At 50.3% G+C, this 25,615-nt stretch carries 19 protein-coding genes and 1 pseudogene; 11 read left to right on the forward strand and 9 right to left on the reverse strand.

Going from position 1 to position 25,615, the window contains the following annotated elements; genetic code table 11:
• Positions 1-82 precede the first annotated feature (82 nt).
• The 3 genes from V9K92_RS14865 (at position 83) to V9K92_RS14875 (ending at position 4,016) form a co-directional block, all read left to right on the forward strand.
• Positions 83-1,147, forward strand: a complete 1,065-nt coding sequence (locus V9K92_RS14865) for a YeiH family protein (protein ID WP_337354308.1) — start codon at positions 83-85, stop codon at positions 1,145-1,147.
• A gap of 448 nt (positions 1,148-1,595) precedes the next feature.
• The gene (locus V9K92_RS14870; RefSeq protein ID WP_337354309.1) at positions 1,596-3,263 is read left to right on the forward strand and encodes a GGDEF domain-containing protein; all 1,668 of its coding nucleotides are present in this window, start codon (positions 1,596-1,598) and stop codon (positions 3,261-3,263) included.
• Between the two features lie 405 nt (positions 3,264-3,668).
• On the forward strand, positions 3,669-4,016 hold the full coding sequence (locus V9K92_RS14875) for a hypothetical protein (protein WP_337354310.1): 348 nt from the start codon (positions 3,669-3,671) through the stop codon (positions 4,014-4,016).
• Between the two features lie 83 nt (positions 4,017-4,099).
• Here the strand turns inward: V9K92_RS14875 and V9K92_RS14880 are convergent, their stop codons facing one another.
• From V9K92_RS14880 to V9K92_RS14890, 3 genes are read right to left on the reverse strand one after another with little or no spacing between them, the layout of a single operon-like run.
• Positions 4,100-4,846: an ATP-dependent Zn protease gene (locus tag V9K92_RS14880; protein ID WP_337354311.1), complete on the reverse strand. Its 747-nt coding sequence runs from the start codon at positions 4,844-4,846 to the stop codon at positions 4,100-4,102.
• On the reverse strand, positions 4,846-6,702 hold the full coding sequence (locus tag V9K92_RS14885; protein WP_337354312.1) for an ATP-binding protein: 1,857 nt from the start codon (positions 6,700-6,702) through the stop codon (positions 4,846-4,848). The genes V9K92_RS14880 and V9K92_RS14885 overlap by 1 nt, the downstream gene beginning before the upstream one ends.
• Before the next feature lies 1 nt (position 6,703).
• On the reverse strand, positions 6,704-7,024 hold the full coding sequence (locus tag V9K92_RS14890) for a DUF6634 family protein (RefSeq protein ID WP_337354313.1): 321 nt from the start codon (positions 7,022-7,024) through the stop codon (positions 6,704-6,706).
• Between the two features lie 161 nt (positions 7,025-7,185).
• Between V9K92_RS14890 and V9K92_RS14895 the strand changes: the two genes are divergently transcribed.
• The 6 genes from V9K92_RS14895 to V9K92_RS14920 all read left to right on the forward strand — a co-directional run bounded on the left by V9K92_RS14895 (position 7,186) and on the right by V9K92_RS14920 (position 17,050).
• A complete protein-coding gene (locus V9K92_RS14895; protein WP_337354314.1) occupies positions 7,186-7,470 on the forward strand; it encodes a helix-turn-helix domain-containing protein in 285 nt (94 codons plus the stop codon).
• Between the two features lie 832 nt (positions 7,471-8,302).
• Positions 8,303-10,840 (forward strand): peptidoglycan-binding domain-containing protein, encoded by a 2,538-nt coding sequence (locus tag V9K92_RS14900; protein WP_337354315.1) that lies wholly within the window; start codon positions 8,303-8,305, stop codon positions 10,838-10,840.
• An 18-nt stretch (positions 10,841-10,858) separates the two neighbouring features.
• Positions 10,859-11,209, forward strand: coding sequence for a hypothetical protein (locus V9K92_RS14905; protein ID WP_337354316.1), 351 nt, complete (start codon positions 10,859-10,861; stop codon positions 11,207-11,209).
• Between the two features lie 3 nt (positions 11,210-11,212).
• Positions 11,213-13,750, forward strand: coding sequence for an Hsp70 family protein (locus V9K92_RS14910; RefSeq protein ID WP_337354317.1), 2,538 nt, complete (start codon positions 11,213-11,215; stop codon positions 13,748-13,750).
• A 292-nt stretch (positions 13,751-14,042) separates the two neighbouring features.
• Positions 14,043-15,326 carry an SIR2 family protein gene (locus V9K92_RS14915; RefSeq protein WP_337354318.1) on the forward strand — a complete coding sequence of 428 codons (1,284 nt, stop codon included), beginning with the start codon at positions 14,043-14,045 and terminating at the stop codon, positions 15,324-15,326.
• On the forward strand, positions 15,323-17,050 hold the full coding sequence (locus V9K92_RS14920) for an ATP-binding protein (protein ID WP_337354319.1): 1,728 nt from the start codon (positions 15,323-15,325) through the stop codon (positions 17,048-17,050). Before V9K92_RS14915 ends, V9K92_RS14920 begins: the two co-directional genes overlap by 4 nt.
• Before the next feature lie 177 nt (positions 17,051-17,227).
• On the opposite strand, the gene V9K92_RS14925 is transcribed toward V9K92_RS14920, so the two are convergent.
• From V9K92_RS14925 to V9K92_RS14940, 4 genes are all read right to left on the reverse strand, one after another.
• The gene (locus V9K92_RS14925) at positions 17,228-18,937 is read right to left on the reverse strand and encodes an RNA-directed DNA polymerase (protein WP_337354320.1); all 1,710 of its coding nucleotides are present in this window, start codon (positions 18,935-18,937) and stop codon (positions 17,228-17,230) included.
• Positions 18,938-19,023: 86 nt separating this feature from the next.
• Positions 19,024-19,965 carry a GIY-YIG nuclease family protein gene (locus V9K92_RS14930; RefSeq protein WP_337354321.1) on the reverse strand — a complete coding sequence of 314 codons (942 nt, stop codon included), beginning with the start codon at positions 19,963-19,965 and terminating at the stop codon, positions 19,024-19,026.
• Between the two features lie 63 nt (positions 19,966-20,028).
• Positions 20,029-20,406: a hypothetical protein gene (locus V9K92_RS14935; RefSeq protein ID WP_337354322.1), complete on the reverse strand. Its 378-nt coding sequence runs from the start codon at positions 20,404-20,406 to the stop codon at positions 20,029-20,031.
• 1,299 nt (positions 20,407-21,705) lie between these two features.
• A complete protein-coding gene (locus tag V9K92_RS14940; RefSeq protein ID WP_337354323.1) occupies positions 21,706-21,990 on the reverse strand; it encodes a hypothetical protein in 285 nt (94 codons plus the stop codon).
• Between the two features lie 109 nt (positions 21,991-22,099).
• On the opposite strand from V9K92_RS14940, the pseudogene V9K92_RS14945 reads away from it, so the two are divergent.
• Positions 22,100-22,218: pseudogene (locus tag V9K92_RS14945) on the forward strand (agmatinase); the annotation flags it as partial.
• Between the two features lie 42 nt (positions 22,219-22,260).
• Here the strand turns inward: V9K92_RS14945 and V9K92_RS14950 are convergent.
• Positions 22,261-23,205 carry a DUF2971 domain-containing protein gene (locus tag V9K92_RS14950; RefSeq protein WP_337354324.1) on the reverse strand — a complete coding sequence of 315 codons (945 nt, stop codon included), beginning with the start codon at positions 23,203-23,205 and terminating at the stop codon, positions 22,261-22,263.
• Between the two features lie 7 nt (positions 23,206-23,212).
• Positions 23,213-24,145 (reverse strand): DUF4238 domain-containing protein, encoded by a 933-nt coding sequence (locus tag V9K92_RS14955; RefSeq protein ID WP_337354386.1) that lies wholly within the window; start codon positions 24,143-24,145, stop codon positions 23,213-23,215.
• 975 nt (positions 24,146-25,120) lie between these two features.
• On the opposite strand from V9K92_RS14955, the gene V9K92_RS14960 reads away from it, so the two are divergent.
• On the forward strand, positions 25,121-25,378 hold the full coding sequence (locus V9K92_RS14960) for a hypothetical protein (RefSeq protein WP_337354325.1): 258 nt from the start codon (positions 25,121-25,123) through the stop codon (positions 25,376-25,378).
• The last annotated feature ends 237 nt before the right edge of the window (positions 25,379-25,615 follow it).

Here is a 25,615-nt window from a genome sequence, read left to right on the forward strand (position 1 = left end):
ATATGACAGAATATTCGATAGAAGTCGATAATATTGCATGAGATAAGTCTGCCATGATTGAAATTTCTAAAATGGCAAGCTTATGACCATTCCTCATCGCCTCCTTCCTGTTCTCCCTGGGCTTGCCCTTTGCTGCGCCGTTGCTTTTGCAGCGGTGGCTGGCGAATATATCCAGAGCGCGGTTTTTGGCGTGAGATGGGTGGAAAGCCTGGTTTTGGCCATAGCAATTGGCATTGCCATCCGATCATTGCGTCAACCGGGCCAATCGCTGCTCGTTGGTATTGATTTCAGCGCGAAACTCCTGCTGGAATTGGCAATCGTTTTGCTTGGCGCATCGATCAGCCTGACAGCGATGAAAGGAGCAGGCGCCACACTGATTGCCGGAATAGCGGGCGTTGTCATTTTGTCGATCAGCATCAGCTACGGCATTGGCAGGCTCTTCGGATTGCCACCAAAACTTGCGACCTTGATTGCCTGCGGCAATTCAATTTGCGGAAACTCCGCCATTGTTGCGGTCGCGCCAGTGATAGAGGCAGACCGCAAGGAAATTGCCGCCGCGCTGACCTTTACGGCGGTGCTGGGCATAGCAGCCGTGTTCTTCCTGCCGCTGCTCTATTTCCGCACCGGAATGAGCGTACCGCAATATGGGACGCTGGCGGGCCTGACCGTCTATGCCGTGCCGCAGGTCATTGCTGCGACGGCTCCCGCAGGATTGCTGGGTGTACAAACCGGAACTTTGGTCAAGCTGGTGCGCGTGCTTATGCTTGGCCCTGTGCTTCTCGTACTTGGTGCGATCATGAAGGCCGATTTGCGCCATGAAACCATTGGAGGGCGCGAAGTCCCGCAAGATGATTTCCGCTTTTACGCCAATCCAAGCGGGAAGCGGATTGCCCTGGTGCCGTGGTTCATCAGCGGATTTGGCATAATGATGATGCTGCGCTCGACCGGACTGATACCTGAGGCGGCAATTGCGCCAATGGGGCAGCTTTCCAGCGTGCTGACGATTATTGCCATGGCCGCGCTTGGATTATCGGTTGATATTCGCTCCGTTGCTCATGCTGGCGGGCGAGTGATGGCGGTGGCAACCCTCTCCCTTGCATCGCTTGTTACAATCAGCTTCGGGCTAATAGCTTTGCTGCAGTTGTAACAATGGTTTTTACGTTCGTTACTTTTAAATGATGGCGCAGAAATTTAATATATTGAAACTACTTTAAGTAGTGTGAGGATGTAATAGGAGGCCTGAAATAACATTCCTTGTAATCCATTGGTATGGTTGTAACCTTCGAAGATTATACTATATTTACGCTTCCCCGGTTTCGGGTTGATAGACTTATTTTGTACGAAGCCAAATCATGCAGTCGAGCTGATCGAAAGTATTGTTCTGTAATAATAATAAGTATTTTATACGATTGTTTTGTTTTTCAGTAGTATTTTAATTATATAGGTACATATCTTTTCAGAAAGCCATAAACGTGAACAAGCCAGATATTCTATACGCAGGCTTGCGGTCAAGAAAATCGACAAGAGGCCGCTTGAAAGTGCACCTTTGGTGCATGGCTCTGCTTGTTATGATATTCACTTTGATAATGGCAGGCATGTCTATTTATAATTCTATTCAGGCATTTAACAGAGCCGTGACTAATCTGGCGGATATACAGGGTTTTTCCTTTGTTTTCATGGCTGCAAGTTTTATTTCAGCGGAACGCGGCCCTGCCAATATTTTGATGAGCGTGGACGATGCTTCCCGCGACCAAGCCTATGAAAACTGGCAGATCGCCCTGCAAAAGACTGACGCTGCGCTCAGCAAACTGGACACAAGCAGTGTTCCCAGAAATCTCCTCAAGGATGTGCGCGAGCAGTTGCGGCTTGGACGCATGAAAGTCGAGGCGGCACAATTCACAAATCCAGGCACATTACGCTATGGCGAGATCCATGAGGCCATTGTTCACCTGTTCCAGGCCCGAGAGAGTTACGACAAAATTGTTCAGCAGCAAGGAACCGAGCTGCTACGCCATGATGAGGATTTGGCCGCCGTTGTATTCAGGGTGACGATGCTCAGCAATTTGCGGAAATATGCTGGTAGGTTGGGATCATATTTGATTGCGCCAATGGCCGTAAGAAAACCAATTCCTGCCGAGAATGTGATCCATATGCGGATTATCGGGGGGCGGATCCGTGAAATCTGGCATTTGCTGGAACTCGGCAGAAAACCCGACGTTGAAGCCTCATCAGATGATCAAAAACACGAAGAAGCAAATTCACGCTACATGATTGGAGGGCTTGCGCTGATTGATCATCAGATTCGCACTGCTCAGCAGAATGGAGTTCCGGCTCTTGATGCGGTTACGTTTACTAAGCAATATTCCGCTGCAATGAAGCCATTGGCAGAATTGCGGGATATTTATTTTGCTGCATCCGTCGCCAAATTTGAAAAGCGCGAACGGATTGCGCGCCAAGCGCTCTATTATACAAGTGCGATGGCGTTTGTGATCCTCGGGCTGGTCGTCGGTCTGGTGGTGGTGGTGCAGAATTATATATTCAAGCCGCTTTTCCGCGGAGCCGAAGCAATCGTGTCGCTTGCCGATGACCTGCCGACGGATCTGCACCGGGAGACGAGGCATGTTGCCGAAATCCAGACGCTTTATTCTGCGCTTGAGGTCATTGCCATCAAGCTGAAAGAACGATCTTTTCTGGTCGCCCGGCTTGAACATCTGGCACATACGGATGGGCTCACGGGGCTTCTCAACCGGCGGGCGCTGGATATTTTGGGCAATTCAGCAACAGAAAACTACACCGATCTGGAGTCGATACCTTTCCTGATGCTTGTGGATATCGATAATTTCAAAACCATCAATGACAAATATGGGCACGTTGTGGGGGATGAGGTCTTGAGAGAAATCGCACAGCTGATGCAAAACAATATTTGCGACAGCGATTACGTGGCCCGTTTTGGCGGGGAGGAATTTGCAATATTGCTGAATGACAGTTCGTGCATGGATGCAGCCATCATTGCCCAGAAATTGCGGCTGGCGGTCGAGCGCCTTGCCATGACGACTTCGGATGGGAGCGTTTTGAAAATCACGGCGAGCTTCGGCGTTGCGCAAGTCGGAGATCAGTCCTGGAGTGAAACAGTCAATCAGGCTGATCTGGCGCTTTATCAGGCTAAAAAGGCTGGGCGTAATCGCGTGCGTTTTGCCGATCAGGTTGCCGACGCCTTGGAGCAGTATAGTGGGGCCGAAATCGAGGCGGTGAGGCATTCCTAGCGTTGTTCCGCTATCTGTCTGCGCGAGCTTTAAATTTTTTGGTGATCCCGACTGGATTCGAACCAGTGGCCTACAGATTAGGAATCTGTCGCTCTTTTAGGAGTGTACGGATTGTTACCATAGGTTACCAGTATCATAAGGCGGTTCCTTAGGGCTAGATTAAACAGCCATATGCCGCTGTCGGAGCGTTGTGGTTTCGCGGGTTTTGGCCAGGGCAGCAGTGCCACAAAGTGGCATTGCTGTTCCAAAGCCAACGCTACGAGCGGAAGACCGGGTCAAGGCCGTAGAACAAGCGTAAGCGCAGTGTGCCTTGAGGCGGTCAGCCGGGAGTGGCACTAAGGATAAACTTATCCGCCGGAGGCGGATTCAATTTTTCTGTTTTGATTTGTTGAGGACAACACGTCTATGGTTCAGTCGCTTGATTATTGGTTTGAGGTGGGCAGAAAGGACGGAGTTGCTGCGGGAGAAACCGCGATAACTGTTCGGAGTAGAAGCTTTTCCCTTTTTGAAGAGAGGCTCGCGTTTGGTCATAACCTATTGAACGGTGCATACAACGAAATATGCCGTCGCGTTAGCGACTTCGGTGCAGTTGAGCACGGCGAAGCATGGATGAATGGTGTGCTTGTAGGGATAGAGTCAGTCAAAGCTTGGCCTGGTTTCGTTGTTCAAATAGAGGATCCGGCAGATTCAAGCTTACTGATTTATGTACTTGTTTCTCAATGGCCTGCTGGTCATGATCCTATGTTGAATTAGTTTTGTAGCCAGACATCGTGTCAGACCGCGGGATGCTAGTTTTGGCGGCGTGCCCTTGGTGCATGAATGGTATTGTGGCGGCCTTAATCGAGGCAGTGTGTTTTCAACGCAGGAAGATACTGGTTCAAATCGTGGGGCGCTAGCGCCTCGGCCTCTAAAAGCCTTCGCGCGATGGCTAACAACGGAAGCCGTGAGCGTTCCACTAACTCGAGAGCTGTAGCATAAGCAGCTTCCAACCTTCTATTGACGGCATCCCCAATGTTAGCCGTTATCGTTCGATCTAGTGGAATCACTGTTGCTACGTGTAAGAGGGGGTTGATAGCGCTCGTCCCAAAGACAGTTTCCAACGCAAGCGCAATTTCGGTTGCTTTTGCAAGATCTGACTGATCGGAACCGCCGCTGCCGAGACTTGGTGTTCCAAGGATGACTTCTTCAGCAGCTCTACCGGCAAGAATAGAAATCATCATCGCAGCATAGGGCTCTTCCAATTCAATGGAATCAAGTTCCATGTGTCCGTCCACGTAGGACCGCCCATTGGGCCCGTTGATGGTTATCGTGTCGATGCTACCTTGCCGGAGATGATATCGCGCCACGGCATGTCCAGCTTCATGTACAGCTCTTCGCCATCTGGATGCGTCTGATCGTTTTGGCTTCCCACTCTCCAGCCGAGCCGCGATGTCGTTATAAACGAGGTCCCGTTTTTCACGGCGAGCCGTCCGACGAGCTTCGCGGACAATTCGTTCGACATCGGCTCCTGTAAGGCCAACGGATTTCAGCGCCAGAGAGCGAACGACAGCATCGATATCAACAGAATTGGTTTGGTCGCTCATCACAAATCCAATCCGGAGGTTCCTTGGCGAAATGGCGAGCGATTGTTCTCGCGCGATATCTTCAAAGCTTCCAACCCACTTGGAACGATGCGTGCAAGGTCGGCCCCGACCTGATGTTTGAGAATGCCGCAGAGAGTATCGATATCGGGCGGCGGGATCGGAATATGGCGCTCGAGTCTTCCTGACCTCAGCAATGCCGGATCAATAAGCGAAGGGAGATTGGTTGCCGTGAGAATGATGACCCCGTCTGTCTTGGAAACGCCGTCGAAAAGTTCCAGAGCCCTGTTCACCAGCGTGTTCCAGTAGTCGCTGTACCGGCCTCTGTCGTTGCCTCGTGTTCCAATGCCATCGATTTCATCGACAAAGAGGATGCATGGACGATGTGCCGACGCTTCCTTGAAGGTATCCCCCATGCGCCGGAGATCGTCGCCAAGATGTCCACCCTCGAGCCACGTTGCGACCGATGTTGCAACGAGAGGGATTTCTAAGCTGTTGCAAAGGGCACGGGCGAAGAACGTTTTGCCCGTCCCCGGCGGTCCCGAGAGCAAGAGTTTGGTCGACATATCAGACCATTCCACCTCGCCGGATCGCCAGAGTGCCAGGTCGTCCTTCAAATCCACTGCCCATTCTTTGGCATCACCATATCCGGACAGCGTTTCGACCAAGGGAAGCAGCTTGCTGCTTTTGCCATGTTCGGGTTTGACTGGCTGGATGATCTCGCTGCCAGTGCTTTTCACGTTGTTTCTGCTGGAAGAAGTCGTTGTTGCTTGACCGACGTTGGAGTTGTCGCGTGATGTTTGTTGAGAGTCGTTGCCTGGCCCCCCTTTTCTTTTTTCAGCGATGAACTCCGCCAGAATTTCGATAGCCCGGGTGGGGGAAACGCCCGGGCGAATGGCTAGCTCAAGTTCCGCGAGACCGAGCAGGCTACAGTCGGCGTCACTCAGCTCAAGTACCGGGGGTGCCCCAAGAACGGTCTCAATTGTTTTACTAACGATCTCGGCAGTCAGCGGGCCGCAGGTCAAGTGCAGCTGTGCCGCCTCAATCAAAGTCGAGGGTACTTTCTCGTCGGTCGTCGCAATCGCTACTATTGGATGCGGGCTGTTTGCTGCATAGCCGACCCGGTCGGTTAAATGGGATTTCTCATAGTCCTGTTCGGCAAAACATATCACCTTGCTACGTGGCGCTCGGACATAATCGAACTGAAGGTCTTTTTTTTTCCAGTTGGCATATCCGTTGGCCTTGGTAATTGCGCCGAACGTTAACAGTCCTCGTTTCATCAGAGATAGAAAGGTGTTCACAAAACCAGGCACCTCACCGATGATTACGATGATCGGTCGAGAGCGGCGAAGAACTTCTAGAATCCCTTGGAGTCTGGGAGGGTACTGGTTCACCGCGTCGGCGAGCATGAGCAGCGTTGCGACATCGGCGGCATAGGGCGGATCAGCGCTATCCCTGACCATGCCGATCAACCGGAGAACGTCGAACCTAGAGACCTGGTCTGGGGGAACTGGCGTCCCGACAGTCTTCTCGTTAGTCCCAATATCCGGAACAGCGTCTTCGAAAACCGTCATAAGCTCGTCGCTGTCAAGTTCGTAACGAATGGATTGATGGCTTACGGTTCGGCGCGCGATCTCCAGCCTATGCCGAATTCCTGCTTCGTCCGATAACACAGCGATAATGCCAGCCTTATATACGGTGACACGATGCTCACCGATCCTTTTGGTTTTTGCCGAAAGCACGTCAACAGCGATCGCTTTCCCAGTGGCTATTGAAACGGCTTCGCGCCGAAGCCGTTTCAATAGAAGATGAACAAGGGGGCTTGGATTATTGCGATTAGTCATATCTGGCTTGGCCATATCAATCGTCCATTCTTTCACCAAGGCGGTATAAACGTGAAGTGGATCGGGCCCAGCCAGCATCTTGGTTGATACAGATTATTTGGGATGTCATGTGCATCTTTTCGTCTGGAAACTCAGGATGCTCGTCAACAAACCCAATTATCGTGTGAACAAAACGTTCCGAGTAGAGCCAATGGTTTAATTTGGGTGCGCTTAAAAGAGATGCGGGCTCAACACCTATCAACACCGACGTAAGATCGCTCTTCAAAGCCTCTAAACGCAAGAGTTCGTCCTTCACGTTTTTGCAAGTTAAATTGTTGACATCGAATTCTATGGTCATGGCTTGAATCCTAAGGAAAGCTGTTTTGTCTGGTTGCGTTATAAAATGTTGACAAACGCAGGCCTACCGAATCACTTCTTAAGAGCTGAGTACCATAATCCGGATTAAAAGCTAAGAAATTTTAGCATAATGCTAAAAAAGATTGGCGTTAAGCTAAAAAATTGACAACTTTTTTACCCTCACCACTACTGCGAAAAATGGCCAAGTACGTAAAACGAAACCTTCTTCGCGCAGCTCGAATCGCGCTGGACATCAACCATGAAGAGATGGCTGCATTGGCTGGGGTAAGTCGCCCGACGTTGACGACGATTGAGCGTTCTGATGCAAACGTTGGGACGCGATCAATCGAGAAGGTTGAAGCCGCCCTTGAGCGTGAAGGTATTCAGTTCCTGACCGAATCTGATGTGTTTGGCCCAGGATTCAGGTTGCCGATAATTAAAAAGTAACGTGTTTTGTGACTTTCGCGGAAGCTATCTCGGCTCCACATCGCGAATTCACTATTGCTTGCGACACCAAGTTACATCGCAGTGTTCTGGCCTCGCATATGAGATAAGGGTTGAGGGCTGGTCTTCGGCAGCTCTCAAACGACAACTAAGAGGGTCTACTAGCGCACTTTGTGCCACACAATCAGCAACGGAACTAAACACAATGTTTCTAGATATTGGGGGAAAAACATGGTGGATATCGATCGCACCAAAACTTGCAAAGTGTAATCGACGGCCGGACTGAGCCACAAATCATATCACTTGCTGATACCTGCTTGAATTCAGCAAAACGGAAGGTTTGGCATTCGTGAGCCTACTGATGCCAGACGTACAAGCGCACTTCTCCAAAATGCCGATGGATGCACAGGCAGTGGTAAGGACTTTAAAAGCCAATTGTGCAAGGCCAATAGTTCCACCGTGAATAAATTCCATCCATCGAATCGAGATGCAAATTAGTTCGATTTTAAGGACAATATCAAATTGATTTTTTGCAACGATTGACGAAGGGATGTGTGTCTGTAAAATCATGCAGGGGATTGGGGGAAGTCTTGAGAAAATCCGTTGTCAGCGCGCTCGTCGTTGCTGTGCTTGCGCTCTTGGTGTGGGCAGCAAAAATTCGAGTATTTACAGCCGATTGGCACGTTACTACAGGACGTCACAATAATTTAGATAAACGCCCAACTCAGCGTAGTCGACAGCCCGGATGCGATATGCGAGCGCATTGGGTATCCCAGTTGAGCCAAACTTGGAATAGTTGGTTTCACCGCGTACCAGCTCAGGAGTTTTAGAAATCGTGGTGTCGGATGTCGCCGGGAAAGGGAGTTCGGACCTTCTATCGAACCCGTTCGTACTTCTGTCGATAACACCATCGGCTTCCAAAGAGCAGGTCGCCGAAGCCTTCGACGAACGTCTTGCGGACGGGCTGGTCAGCGAACAGGCTCTTCGAGATGCGCGCAGGGTGTTGCTCATTCCGAACCAGCGCCTGATTGCCGAACTGTCCTATTTGATCGATACGCCAGTGAAGTCTGCGCGGCTCACGATTGAACGCATCCGTAAGAATGCTGACACCACCGATCTGATGACACAGGCGCTGACGTTGCCTCCGCTGTCGCGTTTGAACGTTCTTGGCCACATCGGGTCGATTTCAAGCAGTTGCGAGTTGCTGATCGCCTTTGTCGAAGCGCAAGCAGGGATCGATACCGCAGCAGTCGTCAAGAGATGCGGTAAATTTCGAGCAGATGCCGGTATGTCGCCTCCAGCAGAAGATGCCGTTGAACGAACGGTACTCACACTGGTGGAGCGGCACTGTAAATCTATCTTTGGCAGGTACAGTTCTGCCGCCACTGCCGCCGACGATGTTCTGAAATGTGTGGAGCATTCACTCCGAACTCGTTCCAGTGGGGACGTCGACAGCCTTGCATGGGTGTTGAAAGCATATAGCTCCATCGTCGTTCCTGATCAGTCAAAATATGCCGCCGAAATAGAAGCATCCCTCGACGCGATAAAAAAGAGGCCAGATGACACCGCTGCTTTCGCTCAATTGCAGGAGGCACTTAAAAATTGGGACCGTCTCAGCCAACCGCTTCAGCTCTTTGAACAAAGTCTTGACCGGGATGAGCCCGAATCTCGGCGAATGTTTGAGCAGGTCAGGGGAGCGGCAATTGATCTGGCCAACAATAGCGAGGCATTTGAGGCGGCACAGGCAATTTCTCGATTGTGCCTGAAGGTTTTTGCCGAGTTGCCGCGTGCAGTTGCCCAAGTGCAAGGGGACCTTGAAATCCTTGATTCCAGAGTGCTGGAATCGGCAGCCAGCCCACTTGCAAACCTAGTAGAGAAACTGGGTAAAGATCACCGCGCCCTTGCTTTCGAACTCAAAAGATCGGGCTTCGATGCGGCAGCCAAAGGTGTTTCCGGCCAACTTTACGCGGCATTCCAATCGGCTCTAAGCAAGACCCATGATACAAAAGTGTCCGACCTTCCTTGGACCATGCTTCGAAATCTGGCCCTTGTTTTCAATAACGAACACAATGATCCGGTGTCGAGTTTGGCGATCATCGAAGGGATGGTCGATCATCCCAAATTCGCCTCTGTATCCAATGAAACCAGAAACCGAATAACTGCCGATGAAGTAGCCGTTAGAGAAAACGTTCTCGAACTCGAACTGAACACAGCAATAAAATCAAATGATCTGAAAAAGGCAGAACAGGCAGCCGAACGACTGAGCCGCGTCGCCGCGGACCCAAAGACGAGGGCGCAATACGCCATCATTCATCGGAACCTGAGTGAAAAGAACCGACCAAAGAGCAGAAAATTCGCTTACATCGTGATCGCAGTGGTCGCGGTCATCATCGCCGTAAATGTATTCAATGAGAAACCGAACTCTTCCTATCGGCCGGCATCAACGTCAGCGCCAACGACCAGAAGCAATGATCCGATCTCAAAACCATTGCCTCAGGCTTCAAGGGACAGCGGGCGGGAGGTCCAACCCAATGTCGGCATTAATTCACGAGCAACAGTGGAGAACATCCGGTATTGCATGCGAGAGTCGGAAAGACTTGAAATCATCCGTTCAATGGTGACTGGTCTCAATTCCGTGAACGAAATCGTCGACGCTTTCAATTTCGACATCAACGACCTGAACTCCAGATGCTCGAATTACAGCTATCTCCCTGCTGACATGGACAAGGTGAAGGCAGAAATGCCGGCCATTCGATCTATTCTACGGAAAGATGCGGAACAAAGGCTTGCAGTTTGGAGGGCAATTAAAAATCCATCTGCACCCGTGCCTTCAAAGCCGGCTGAACCTTATTTCGAGCCAACACAGCCCGAGATCGCCCACCCGGTTTCGGAACCTGCGAGCCTCGATCTGCTGAAACTCGAAGATGCCTCAATCGTACAATCCGTTTTGTCGGATCTTGGCTATTTCGATGGCCCGACGAACGGTACGTGGGGTCAAAAATCCCGCCGCGCTCTCGGTCGATTCAAAAGGGCAAATGGATTGGCCGACAATGACGGATTTGATGCCGAGACCGAGGCAAAGTTGTTCGGAGATGCCATCAGGTCAGAAGCAGGTGACTACTCCGACTTCACCACTTCGTCATACACCTACCCACCACCGCCGGGTGCAAGATTAAATCCGCTAAACCCAAGCGATGCGATACGGATCAACAACGCACTTGCAGCCTTTGGCATTTACAAAGGGAAGCAACGCGACGTTTGGAGTGGACTTTCGCGTGATGCGCTGACGAAGTTCAAAATCAGCAATGGACTGCCCGACAACGCAGTATGGGACTGGCGGGTTGAGCAGCTACTTTTGGCTGGAAACCCTTAAAACAAAGGAGCGTCGCCCTTGTCACAGCCTTTAGCTGATCTTGCAGTTGAATTTTGGAAGCTGCTTCAGAACTATGACCGCTTTATCTCGGTCGTCCCTGAGAGCGCACAAGCCAGACTGGCGGCTCAATCCCGTTTTGGAGCAGCGCGCCTTAGCGCAATACTCGAGGCCGAAAACATGCGAATGGTCACCTATGAAGGAAATGTTTTCGAACCCAACCTTCCTGTAACCGCAATCAATGACGACGGGTTCGCGGACACCGATATCGTGCTCATCGAAAAGACGATCGAGCCGACCGTTATGAGAGGCATGGATATCTTGAAAATTGGCAAAGTGTTTCTTGTCAAAAACACTGAAAAGCAGGGGTAACACATGTATTTCGGTATCGATCTTGGAACATCCAACTCGGCCATTGTCGGCAATGAAGACGGCCGTTTCCGCTATTTCAAAACCCCTGAAGGCATGGATGTCATGCCCAGTGCAATCATGTTCGATCGCCGGGGAGGCATGTTTGTCGGACGCAAAGCCTATGATCACGCGGCATTCTCGCCTGAAAACGTAAAAATGCGTTTCAAACGCATGATGGGAACGTCGAGCGAGCTTACGTTCAAGTCGCTGGATAAAACCATAACGCCCGAGGAAGCCAGTGCTGAAGTTCTGAAAGAACTCATTTCACAGGCGAAAATGGCGGCCGGAGATGTCGAGGTATTCGGAACCGTTGTAACTGTCCCCGCCGCATTCAATCAGATGCAATCCGAAGCGACCATGCGGGCGGCCAGCCTCGCCGGACTGGATAAGGTGGCTCTGCTTCAAGAACCCATCGCCGCTGCGATGGCCGCCATCGCTGCTTCTACGAACAAATCCGCACAATATCTGATCTACGATCTTGGAGGCGGGACATTCGATGCCGCTATCGTACAGAGCATATCGGGCAACGTGACAGTCATTGCACATGCCGGCATCAACATGCTCGGTGGCAGTGACTTTGATCGGGAAATTGTCAACAACATCGTCAGGCCCTGGCTTCTGGCGAACTTCGACTTGCCGGACGATTTCCAGACCTCGGCGGGCTATGAAAGATTGATCCGCATTGCGACCTATCGCTCGGAACTCGCCAAGATCGCGCTGTCCACCCATCAGACAGACCGAATATTTGCCGACGAGAACCAGATCGGGTTGAAAGATCGCGCCGATCAGGAAATTTTTATCGATGTCGAGATCACTCGCGACGATTTGGTCGCATTGGTCTCCACACAGGTGGACAAATCCATAGCGCTCTGCAGAAGCCTGCTCGCCGATAACGGATATGAGTCAGCCGATATCGACAAGGTCATCATGATCGGCGGTCCAAGCCGAATGCCTTATATTCGAGACAGGGTGTCTTTCGAACTTGGAATTGAACTCGATTTGTCAGTGGACCCAATGACCGCGGTTGCTATGGGTGCTGCGATCTATGCCGAGAGCAGGGACTGGACGGGTATTGCACCAACAACCAAGGCGGTCAAAACGGATAAATCCGATACGGCCGGAAACTCTAAGCTCGATATCAGCTACGAATATGTCGAACGGACAGCCGACGAGAAGGCCAGAATTCGCGTCAAGTGCCAGGGATCGTCCTCGGTAAAGGGGTATAACGTCAAAATCGACACAGATGGCGGTTGGACATCGGGGAAGATTGCACTGACAGCGACCACGGACGTTAAGGGGATTCCTCTTCAGTTGGGGCGCAACGTAATCAAGGCCACCATATTCGACGCTTCAGGAGGATCAGTGCCGGAATCATCTCCGGAGATCGTAATCTCTCGGCTTGAGGCAACATCCGACGGCATGCCCCTGATGCACAATATTGGTGTAAAAATTGCCGAAGGCGGTCAGGGCCTGGAAATCAACAGGGTGAAAACCCTTGTGGAAAAGGGAACGCCGACCCCCGTTCGCGGCAGTTACAAGCTAAGAGCGGCCAAGACATTGCGCGCCGGGGACGGCATGACATTGGAAGTCGAACTCTACGAACATGTGGATGATATCAAAGACCCAGAACTTAGCCTGCCAATAGGACTTTTCGTTCTGACATCTGAAAGTCTTCAACAAGGCGAAATTATCCGGCGTGGTGAGGATGTTCTTTTGCATTGGACGATCGACGGCAGTGGATTGATGGACTGCAGTGTCGAATTCCCAACGATATCGCAGGTCTATGAAATTGGATACTTATCCACCGCGGGCCATAAGAATTTCGACGGATCCGAGGGTAATGCCTACGCTCAGGCGGCAATGAATCATGCTCAATCCGATATCGACACCTTGGATCAAGCCCTTGGATCAAAGGTTGCCGAAGACGTAAATTCATTCCGGCAGAGGCTGGACAGGCATAAGGGACAGCTTTCCTTGACCAACGATCCTGATGTCAGGAGGTCTGTAGTGGAGGATTGCCGTTCACTTCGTCAGGAAATCAGCAAAATCAAGGACCGTCCAGAGAACGCAAAGCAGGTCCTCAGAAACGAGATCGAAGACTTCGTTTCTGATCTATCGAGTTACAACAGCAATATTTTTGATGAGCAGACGACCGCGAAGATCGGACGACTTGCGGCACACGCGCGCACCGTTCTGGATGGAAATAGCACTGTCACAGTGGCAGTGGACGAAAGTCGAAAATCATTGCGAGAACTGCAGGCGCTTGCATACGGTGCTATTACGAAGCATCCGGGTTTCTGGGTAGGGTTCTTTGAAGACATCGCTGAAGACAGAACCAACGCAGTCGACAAGAACAAACATGATGCCTTGGTGACAAGGGGCCAAAAAGCTATAGCAGACCAAGATGTCGACACCCTTCGATCAGTCATCGGAGAAATGCGCCATAACGCTATCAAAGAGGCAAAAACTGGCAGCAGTGTCCTTTCGGGCCTAATGACATGACGGGCTAGCTTTTCCATATCGGCGGCCCATCGGAGCTCTGTATGTCATTCGCGCAACTGACTCAGGAGATTGAAAACGGCAAAATAGTACTTCCAGCAAATTCAACGGAAGTTCGTTTGGAAAATGGAGTTAGTCACAACGTTGCTCAATTCACTTTTTCGCCGTTACCCGGTTGGAATCGTGATGCTTTGGGAAATCCATCGGCCGATACAGCTTCGGACTTTCGTCAAAGATTTTATCCCTGGCGCGCTACACGAATTCGAGGATATTCATTGTACTTTGGGGGGATTATATGGGCTATTGGGACAATAAAGCAGCAACACCTGCCAACATCAGACAATATCGACGCGGCGAAGGTTGGCTTGCTAGCGAAGATAGAAAGAACGACAAGGACGAAACTCTAGATCGCGGAAGTGCGCGTTCAATTGAAGAAGTATTAACTCTGGCACTCAACGCTTCAAATCTTGTTCTGTTAACGGGAGCGGGATCTTCCTTTTGCGCCAGAAATGAAGTTAGCAACGCAAAGCAAGCTCCTGGAATGCGAGATCTTTGGGATTCCGTTGCGAATGCCGCTACACAGCCTGTCATTAATGCAATAGCTGCAAAAATACCAAATGCGAAAGCAATCGCCGATGCCAAAAATATCGAAAAATTTCTTACTCACTGCAAGCTTTACCTCGAGTTGTTTGGAATCGAAAATGCCAAAGACATTTCGGCATTCACCATCCTCGCTGAAAAAACGATCGCAGCATCCGTCGATTTTGTAACTGAGAAGACCGACCTGACTGCTCACCAAGCGATCGTTCGGAAAATAGCAAGGCGAGGCGTGCGTAAGACGCGCGTTCGCATGTTTACGACCAACTACGATCTCTGCTTCGAATATGCCGCACAGAGTTTGCGGTTTACGGTTATCGACGGTTTCTCTCATTCGATCCCGCAAATCTATGACCGGGGTCATTTCGCACACGATATCGTCCGGCGGGACGGAGGGAAGGACAGCCCTGACTACATAGAAAATGTATTCCATCTATACAAATTGCATGGCTCGGTTGATTGGCGGCGTAAGGGTTCCGAATTATTGCGGTCACGAAGCGACGAAGACGGCACAGCGACACTGATCTATCCGCGGGACAGCAAGTATCAGGAGGCTTTTGAGTCTCCTTATCTGGATATGATGTCCGCATTCCAAACGGCCCTGCGAGAGCCTGACACCGCATTGATTGTGTCTGGCTTTGGCTTTAATGACGATCATATCAGCAAGCCGATTATGGCTGCGATTGAAGCGAACATGACTCTCCGGGTGGTCGTATGCGATCCTGCCTTCCTTGCCGATGCAGAACTTGAGAAAGGCGAGCACACACTATCCCAAGACAGTAGTACGCAAGAGTACGCGAGCCTGTTTCACGCAAAGCTCAAGAAACTCGTGGACATCGGGGATCAGCGGATTTCACTTTTGAACGGGCGCTTCGAGGATTTAGCTCATGCGATACCCGACCTGGTTGCGCAAACTGAACGGGAACGTCACGCTGAGCGCGTCAAGGTTTTATATGAACTGCCCGCAAGTGTGTTCCCATGATCATGAAAAGTCTTGTCGATCCGATTCGATATGTTGGAACGATTACCGCTGTCGGAGCTTCCACCGCGCAAGCAAACTTGCCTCAGGCAATTGCACGGCCAGAACATCGTTCACTGGCTCGGGGCGTTGTAGGCGATTTCATCTTCATAGACTGCGATAGCGTAAAATTGCTTGGGCGCATTATCGAGGTTAGTCTTCCGGATAACGAGCGGCTCACGGTTGAACCGTCTATGGGTACGCCGCCTGTATCCCATCCAATCGGAAAAATTCAACTTTTGGCGTCGGTCGATCAACGCCAGAAACGGCTGGTTCGCGGGCTCCGCGCCCATCCACGTGTGGGAGACGCTGTTTATCTGGCGGAGCCGGAACTATTTGGAGAGCTCGCAGCAAATGCACTTGCAAAAGACGATCAACTTTCGATCGATTTGGGCCTGTTGAGTACGGGGGGTGGAATACATCTTCGCCTGCCCCCGGAAAAACTTTTCGGAAGACATTGCGGAGTTTTCGGAGCAACCGGAGGCGGTAAAAGCTGGACCATCGCCGCCATACTTGACCAGATTAAGTTGAGTGGGGGAAAATGTATTCTTTTTGATCCAACAGGCGAGTTTTCCGGCCTTCCATCGATCTCCAAACACTATGCATTCAACGCAGGCGAAGATGGAACGGAGCGCGTTCATTTTCCGTATATCCAGACAACCGAGGAAGACTTATTCGCGCTGTTTCGACCATCCGGACAATCTCAAGGTCCGAAACTGAGAGAAGCCATCCGAAGTTTGAAACTGGTGAGGGCCTGCAAAGGAAAGGCTCCAGATGGCGTCTCTATAACTCAACGCGGCACAGTCGAAAAGGCGAATAGGCCACGGGCCCCATTTTTTGAGGCGGTGGATGCTCATCAAGAAGCCATCAACTCTCCATTATGCAATTTCAGGATCGGAGGATTGGCGGATCAGGTTATTGCTGAATGCGTATGGTCAAGCGGGACCCCTCCAGAGAACTGGGGTGGTCCAGACAGCTCCGTTGCACATTGTGAGACTCTTGTTGCTAGAATAAGAACGCTAGTAAATTCTCATCAGTTGGCGTGCCTTTTCGGGACCTCTGGTCTGTCACTCGTTGAGGTGTTAACGGACTTCTTTGATGATAAAAATGACGACGACATAGTCCGCATTTCATTTCGTTCGGTTCATTTCGAGCACAATACGCGCGAAATTCTTCTGAATGTTATTGGTCGATATTTGCTTAGCAAAGCAAGAGATGGCCTGTTCCGAACCCGGCCCATTATAGTTGCGCTTGATGAGGCTCATCAATTTCTCGGACGAACCATCGGAGATGAATATGCAAGCGTTCGATTAGAGGCTTTTGGGATCGTTGCCAAAGAGGGCCGCAAATATGGGCTTACTGCCCTGTTGGCAACCCAACGGCCCAGGGATATCCCGCACGACGTTCTTAGCCAGCTTGGAACATTGATTGTTCATCGCCTTACCAACGATGAAGACCGTCAAGCAGTTGAGCGCGCGTGTGGCGACTTGGATAAAAATGCGGCGATGTTCATTCCCACTTTGGCACCAGGTGAGGCCATCATCGTAGGTCCGGATCTTCCGGCCCCGATGCCCGTACAAATTCATGAGCCAAAAGTAGCACCTAATTCAAAAGGCCCAGACTACAACAAGTACTGGAAAGATCGAAACTTGAAAAAGGAGAAGGTCTTTGCCAAAACTGCGATTTAACCGTCCTGGAGTTATCAGCAACAACTTTATGTGCATCCTCAGGGTCGTGAGACTGAGAACGATAGCTGCATGGAGCATTGATTCCACGGTAAAAATTTGACCGGAACGCCCGTACATTTCTCGACCCTCAACTACGGCAAGACTGAGAATCTTGTCAGACTATTGAGAAATGCGATTTCAGATTGGGATATCGTCCTCATCGCTTGCCACAACGGGGGGTAAAAACCCCATTCCCTTTAGCGTTTCTTCCATCTGCAAGTTTTCGTCCTCGTCCTCGTCCTCGTCGCCATAGTCGGAGCCGTAATCTTCGATGGCATAATCGGGATCGTCGTCGCCTTGGGCGTCACCGTCTCCATCTGGTTCTTCTTCTTCAAAAACTCGCGGCTGCGCGTTCCAATTAATGATGCTGACTTTAGCATTGTGCAATCCCATCAGACTGTCTGACGCCGGCGTTTGTTCCCAGGCTGGATTGGAGATCCCGAGGTGTACCATCTCAAGCGTTAAAGGCCATGACGGACCAGAATAGGGATTTCCCGCTACCGTAGCCCACAGCTTTTGCCGGAGCTTCCGATCCAAAGTCAGTTTGTTAGCGCTGAAGTGACTGAGTAGTGCAAGCGGCAACGGACCGCTGTTGGCAAGGATGACGTCTGTCGCTTTTCTTGACACTTTGATATTGAGCTCTTTCATCAACCACAAAGACCAAATGACTTCCGAATCCCTGCCCGTGGCAGCATTTTGATTTATCGTGAGTAATGCAACATCTTGCCATAATGAGAGGTCGACGTCGCTCCATACGCGATGTCGCCAAGCGATGACTCTCGCTACATAATCTATAGAATGGGGGAATTGGACTGCACACTGAGCTAAGAAGTGTTCGAGCATTTCCCAGTCCTTTGACCAAAGCTTCTTTCGATCGATTGCCCTTATTGTGTGACGAATGATGCCTTCGTCATTATCGATTGTTGCCCTATCAACGATGCTGCTCAAAATGGATAATGGTTCGCTTCGTTCCGATTTCTCCGCAAGGCTACGCACAACTTCCCGCGTAAGTTCGAATGGCCAGTCATCGCCGAACACCAGCTTCGTCGAGATAATCCTTGTTTTTGACTCGTTTATGTCTAGTTCGAATTCTCGAAGTGCCATTCTTAAGTGTTGAAGATGTTTCTCGCACTCCTCTTGCGTATTGCCACCGACCCAATAATCGTCGACGTGGCGAATAAAAATGGGGATGTTCTTCCCACTTCTGTTAATGAATGACTGGTCAACGGAGGCTAGTAGAATCTCCGAGACAATTTTGGATGTGTCAGGACCTACCGCGATACCAATAGTTTGCCTTGATTGAGATTGTCGAAGTATAAAGTCCAGCCTGTTTCCCCAGATTTGTGCAGAGTTTGCTTTGTTGTCCTCCTTCGACGACATTTTTCCGTTTAACGCCCAAGGAATACTGTGCGTGTAGATTGATGGAAAGAACCTCGCCACATCTGTTACAAGACAAAATTTGAAACGGGAAAATGCTTTCAGCCGAATTTTAGGAAGGGCCGTGTGAGGTGTGATCCTAACGTGACGATTCCCGGTCTGAGAAAATATTGGTTTAGATGCCGATCCCTTTGATGACTCAATAAGAGGCAAGATATTTTCCCAATTTTTTTCAAAAAACAGTGCTTGGTCTCTAACAAACGCTGGATGCTGTATAGAGAAAATTCTCCGTTGACCGCCTCGTTTGCTCGCATTGAACAGTGCCGCTTCACCTACGCATTTGCTCGAGACAATGTAGGTGGTGCCATAATTTTCGAATTGCGCCCAAAGTTGGTTGGAGCTGAAAACAGGTGGTAGATTTTCGGGTAAAAGCCCCTTCTTCACGAAGAGTTCCACGCTTGGTTCACCCATTTTTGCCCCCGATTTCACACATATGCATCATGTCAGATTGCCCGAGCCTAATTTAAGAAATATGCAGAAAATGCCATCGAGAGGGACTACTGTTCCAATGTATCGGTTCGAGGCAATGAATTAATCTGCCAGTCGTGATACGTTGTGGGTTGGCCTCTCACTTTCCAAGCTGTTCGCCCATTCGATGCCCGACCGAAGATCATTGCAGCCGCGGCACTGGGACTGGTGAACGAGACATCTTCTAGAAATACCATTCTCCCGGTGGTCGGTCCCTGACCGATCTTGCCCTGTTCTGCCAGCGTGTTCCTGAGATTGCGATAATTGTGATGTGGGGAACCCTCCCAAGCAGATCGGCATGCTGAGCCTGCTTGGACAATGAATTGACCGTCGACCTCCTGACCAAGGGCGAGAAGGCTATGAGTTTTGCTGCTGATCTCAAAGACAGGCGATCTGTTTTCTAGAGCCTCGCTTACCGCAGAGATCGTTGAGGGAGGTGAAGTAATTGTTGCCGCTTCACGCAAGAAGCCCAATCCGAGAAGGGGTAGAACCAATCTCAGTTGGCTGATGAAATATTCCATATCAGCTATATCGGCCTCGGGAAGATTGGACGCTTCAGGTGCGGTGTCATTCGTAAGTGCCACCAAACCGGATCGCGCCGAAATCGAAATCAGGCGGCTTTCGATATATTTGATGTGCCCACTGGTCAGGTTGGGATCTTTGCTCGTGACAATGCAGGTCTGTTCCCAAAACACCTTTCGTTCATCCCTGCTGTGCTGAGCAAGTCGCTTGCCAACGTTCTCGCTTTGACCGATGTAGGCTGAGTTGCGACCACTGCCATCAGCGTCAGGACCGACAAGGAAATAGACACCAGATTTGGCCACCTCCGGTCGTTGCAGGAGTCCGGCCAACTTTGAACGCGGGGCGCTTAAAACGTGCCCCGTCCAATTTACGACCTCGGCAGTCAAGATACCCTGGGGTGTACCTTCCGTGAGATGAAGCCTTACTGATCTTGCTACATGAGAACTCATGATAATTTTCTTGGCGGTAAGCTTGAGGACTCGATCATTTGCAGGAAACCTTTCTATAAGGCCTTAGAGGGTATTTATGACGCCATATCGCGCCAGGATTTCTTTTGTGGGGCCAGCAATGCTGGAACTGGGCTGGCTATTCATGATGGTACCGATAATCATTGCTTGGCCTTCAATCTGCCGGACGAAATTTGCGCGCCAGTTCTTGTCGTCAGCATGGTCGCTATAGTTAGCGATCCCGCGCGCACCGTTGATAGAGATTTTAACAATGTCGTTGATAGCAGCGTCAGGTATGCGGGAGATGTCCACTCCGTGTTTCTTCAAACTCTGCTTTAGAAGGGCGCGTCCAGAATATTCTGGACTGAAGACAACTGCAGCCAAAAGCTTGAGGCAAAACCACAGAATAGCGACTAATACGACCGCGCCAATAAACCAGAACATTGTGGACACCATCACCCTCCCAAGTTTTCGATATTATCTCAATGCGATGTCACACAAACCTCCATCCTAAAATAGTCGAATAATTACTACGGCTTATGTCTAAAAAAATCTTTGGGCAAGAGTAGCGCAGTCGTATTCTATGCGCGCTTTAACTTAACCTTGCTGGGGAGGAACCGTAAAGGGAAGATAGACGCCAGGGGAACGACTTTTGGCTCGGCTTCTCAAATCTTTTGGCTCAGCCTCTGTCTTTCTGATTAAGCTATCGTGAATGTGGTAGCTTTCGGCTCTTTACTTGCTGGAGCAAAGGTCGAAAAGCAGGAACAGATGAAATCTCCATAGTTGAAGCTGCCAACACGCGTACGGGGTCACAGTTTCCAGCGTCGTACTCCGCAAGTTGACCAACAGGTATTTGCCGATGGAACTGCAACAGAAAATCCACGTTTCCAAAACCGAACTTCCATAGAATCTTTCCGTGCTGTCGTAGCATTGTGGGTTCTAGAGCGATCGATAGTCTTTGCCATTCGCAGTAAAGTTAGGTTGAACCAGAAAAAGCTGCGCATCGAAATCGTTATTGAGAAACAAGACGTTTTGGATACGCTGAGCGTACGGCCCAAGTCGCGAAAATCCAGTGCGAAGTTGATGGGAAACGTCTGCCCTCCATATGATACTTAACGCGAATTGCTTCAGAAGCTTCGGGTTTGGATTGGGAACCAGGAAGTCCTGGGTTGCAATTGTTGATCCTATTCGCCGAACAAAACTGACCCCATAGTCATCGACAAAGGATAAGGCTTGCTCGTGGTTGTGACAGAGTATGTTGTCCCATCGCCCGTTTTGGTAGAACTTTACCGTCCCTTCTCGCGGCGCAGCGTGAATTAGGTGTTTGTCATTCTGCTTTAAATCAAACGATAGAGCGCGGGGCATTATGTGGGATTTTACGGTGGGCTCTTCTCCACAAATCACGCAGCGCTTTGAATACTTATTCAAGCCGGTTCTCCCCGACTGCTTATCAAGGTTTGTCATTTGTCAGGTGCTGGAAACGAGAAGTCTACTGATACGCCCCAAGGGATGACAATCGAGACAGACGAAACTTGAACATAGGGGTTGCCTGCCAAATCTTCGCGTAGCGAAGCTACGGAGCTGTCCTTTGATCCCTCGATTGTCTGACACGCTCGCGGATCAATGTCATATTGTCGACAGACTTTTTGCGATCGGCAATTTCCCGCTCCAACCGCAAGCCAGTCCAGATAGACTTCCAGCCGAGCGAGCGTGAAAGTTTGTGGTTTGACTTTCTGCCGCATTCTAATCGCAACGCCTTCGATCACGCGTCATCATAATTCTGAGATACAATGTCACGAAAGATTCGTCGCCATCTTCAGGCCGCTCGGGCTTTCCAACATGAATCTCAGTGGCATCCGCCGTGATAAGCGTCGCCAGATCACGCGGCGATTGCATCAAGATTGATACTACACTGATTAGTATCTCATCAGCGTCTCTCGTGTTTTCAACACTGGTAGATAAATGAGAACAGAGCCGTTTGACGAACACAAGCGTTGCATCTGCAAAGCGTTCTACCGATTCAGTCATGACGATTTCCTCGCAATGCAGACTTGGAAAGAGCAAGAGCTCTTATCTGTTCAGGTATCCGTGCTACGCCATGAAGGCGCAAGGGGAAAAGCGACGGTGCAGAAATTAGGCCAGGATCGCAGGATTTGACCTTGTCGAGCTTTATCCTCCGGCCGACATTGACGGCCTGTCGGCCCCGCCGCGCGCCTTCTCGTTAACGCGATTGGCACGATCGTTCGGCAGGCCTGACCATGACGATCGACTTGATGGGTTTCGCTACCTAATGAATAACTATATATCCTTCAATACAAAGGTACCTGTCATTCGCTGCGGTATTGTTCGCTGAAGCCGCGCATGACGGTACTTTCTCTTGAGAACATCACGAATACGCTCGACCGTTTCGTTTGATGCCTTAGCTCCCACGATCACCGAGGTCACAGTTTCAGGTGGGAAAGATCGCAAGTGGATCTTATTGGCACCTAGATTAATGGTCTTTTCTACCTGTTTCATGGCACAGTTTATGCGCCATTCCCGTTCGTATGCCCAATCTGTTGCTTTTGATGAGAACGCCGCTTGTAAATCATCAAAGAGCTCATCATTTTGGTCGTCCAGATACTTGATCTTCTGTAGTTTTGACTCGGCGGGATTCTTGTCGCTCTCAAACCAAGCATGGTCTGTGTCGAATGCGACCACAAACCCCGTATGATTTCCACCGTAATGCGCCCACATCGCGGGTATGTCGTACCGCTCTGAAAGCGAGAAACACAACAGTATTGACCCAATCTCCGTCAGGAACTCTTCCGGTGACTTAGCCAAATTAAGACCACCAGAAAACATTTCAATCAGGCTGCCCATTTGTGATCGCATGAACTCTTCTATGGACATCCCGTGTTTTTGCTGCAGCAATTCCCTGACGAGAGTGCTCGGAATATTCAACCCAGCCTCAGCCAATTTTTTTTGGATCTGCTGTTCGATATAGTCAGGCGTCATTTTTGCCAGAGCCGCACTCTTCATTATCTCCATGAATCTTGGTCCCGCAAACTGCCTAAACGTCTTGCGAACTTCAAAAGAGTCGTTCGTGTCGAGAAGATGCGTAAATCGCACCATACCACCGTCGAGCACGTCTTTAACACGATCCGCTACCATATACTTATAGAGAACGGGTGGCGGAGGTTCGGACAGCGTGAAGTCTTCTGGCTTGAACATATCTGGAATGGTGGGCTTTTTGTCGGGCATCTACCGCTCACAAGGAATCAAATTTCTCCACCCAGTATTTCAGGGTCGCCATCGAAGACGCAATGGCCTCTTCTGATCGCGCTATCTGTTCCAGGTTGACCTGCTGCACTTCCTGCGGCGTGGCGCTACTTCTAAGCCGCGCAGGGGCATCTGCGTTCTTAGGAGGGGTACATAAAAGCGCAACGTCTTTACTCAATGGTACGCTGAACCCGTGGGAAAGATCCTTATTTGGTAACGGGTTGGAGCCGAGGACGAAATCGCTGCCAGAAGGAATGTCGATCAAACGAAGATCCATTTTGCGGATGGTTTGAGCTACTGGGAACCGTGCCAGAAGAGCGTCTGTCTGGGGCATCAGAGGGTCGTATGGTGACATCGCTTCTACGTGCTCGGCAGTGGCGAGAATGGCTTCTTGTGTTAATGTCAGGAGATATCGAAACTCTTCCTCATCGATTCTAGCTCCGGACTTTTGCTGTAGATGATTGTTGAAGGCGTTGAGGTCTTGATAATCGTGAGCTGTGGCGAGCTCCAATGTGAAAGCCGAAGTCAGAAGCCTGTGTCGCTTCAAGACGTTGGGATGGCGGCTGGTCGAAATGCCTAGCCAAGCACAGAGTGAGTCCCAGTCGCTATCGTTTAGAACAGTGTTGGTGGGTAGAGATCGCTTGATTAACTTTGAGGCATGCCCTTCCCATTGCGAGAGCTGGTTTTCTACTCCATCAGTCGGCCGCCAGCCCTCATCGAAATCTAGATAAGTCCAGTCAGAAGTCATGGTGTCAGCCACGGAAGCCTGTACATAATGACCACGTTCAGTCTTGAAGAGATGACCATTGGGATCACGGAAGTGCTTCTGCCAAAACCTTGGGACGTAGTGTTGGTTTTGTTTTTCGAATTTCGGATGCTTGCTGAAGTCTATCGCTATAGTGGCCTCCCAAGATTCGTAAATACGCCGATCTAAACTGTCATGAGATCGAAGCCATAATCATAAAGCAAGCTCTCCAAGTAAAATTCTTAAGCAACGTTATCCGCAGCTCCGATCACGACGCATTCGGATTGGGAGTGTCTCTATTTCAGTTGCTGTGCATGGACCGTTACCTGTTCTCCGGACGCTATCGCGGTTCCGGTGATTTGCCGTTGGAAACGGCAATATCCCTTGAACCGCCTTTGTGGAAAGAGATGCTCTAAAGATCTAGACCGCGCCTTGTTGATGCCTGCGAAGGTCAGCAGACCAAGAATATTCGAAGCGCAATATACTCTAGCTGTCAGTATCTAGGAGGGATTGGCTTAGAACGACACAGAAACATGCATGTATTGGTGGTGGAAGGATAGCCCAAAACTCCGCTCGACTCATGACAGTTAATTTGCTTTCATAAATTGGGGAATTTGGGGGCTACTTTGAAAACGTATTGGTTGCTGGCACTTTCGGCGCTCGCTGGTTGTGGCACGTACACAGCGCCTGCTGCCGTTAGGCTTGATGACGGCACGGCCTTAATCGGCACGACCACAGCGGCGGTTTCGGGCGGGACTTTCCAACTATCGTCACCAAACAGTCCACTTACATGCAGTGGTAACTACAACGCACTCGATACAAGACCCACAATCTCCATTCCTGTTTCATGTAGCGACGGAAGGTATGGGACGGCTGTTGTTACTCGTTCGCGCGACGGATTGAGCGGCAGCGGATACGTCACAACTTCAGATGGGCAACGTGGTGTTGTTGCGTTTGGGAACAGTGCGGGCTCAATCCTGACCCAACCCTCCGTTGCTCAACCAAACACCACCAGCCCTGTTTTCGTAGGGTCGTCGATTTCATCAATCCCGACTGCACCAGTCTATGGCTCTACGCCAGCTTATCCGACGACTTATTCCCCTGCTTATGCCGCATCAACACCTAATTACCCGTCGACACCGTCGCGAGCGTATGCCGGAAACTGTCCTACTCCCGATAGCTATGACGCTGCTGGCAGGCGATGTGGTGGTAGAAGCGCCGCCTCCCGGTCAGGCGGTTATGACGGATACGGATCTTGGACACCGTCCTACCGGTCAAGCTATCGTGCGACATCAGGCGGAACTACTTTGGTGCGCGGATACTATCGTCGGAATGGGACTTACGTTCGCTCTCACACACGACGTCGATGACTGTGAAGGCGAGTTTTACCGATGGGTGGAGAACCGATAAATCGACATAAAACAAGACGGCGCTCAACTCGTTTCCGAGGAGCGCCGTATTACCCGGAGAAAAGCGAGCGTCATTGCTGGCTGCTCAATAATCTCTACGGGTGGACAGCCGAGATGGGAATGGTACGGAGCATTTGCAAGTCCCGGGCTGATGCATAATGTGGAGAACCAACTCATTTGTTCTTCGCCACTTGTTGCATCACAGGCGTTACAATAGATTCCGACAGAAATGTATTTG

Source organism: Phyllobacterium sp. CCNWLW109 (assembly GCF_037203905.1).
GTDB lineage: Bacteria > Pseudomonadota > Alphaproteobacteria > Rhizobiales > Rhizobiaceae > Phyllobacterium > Phyllobacterium ifriqiyense.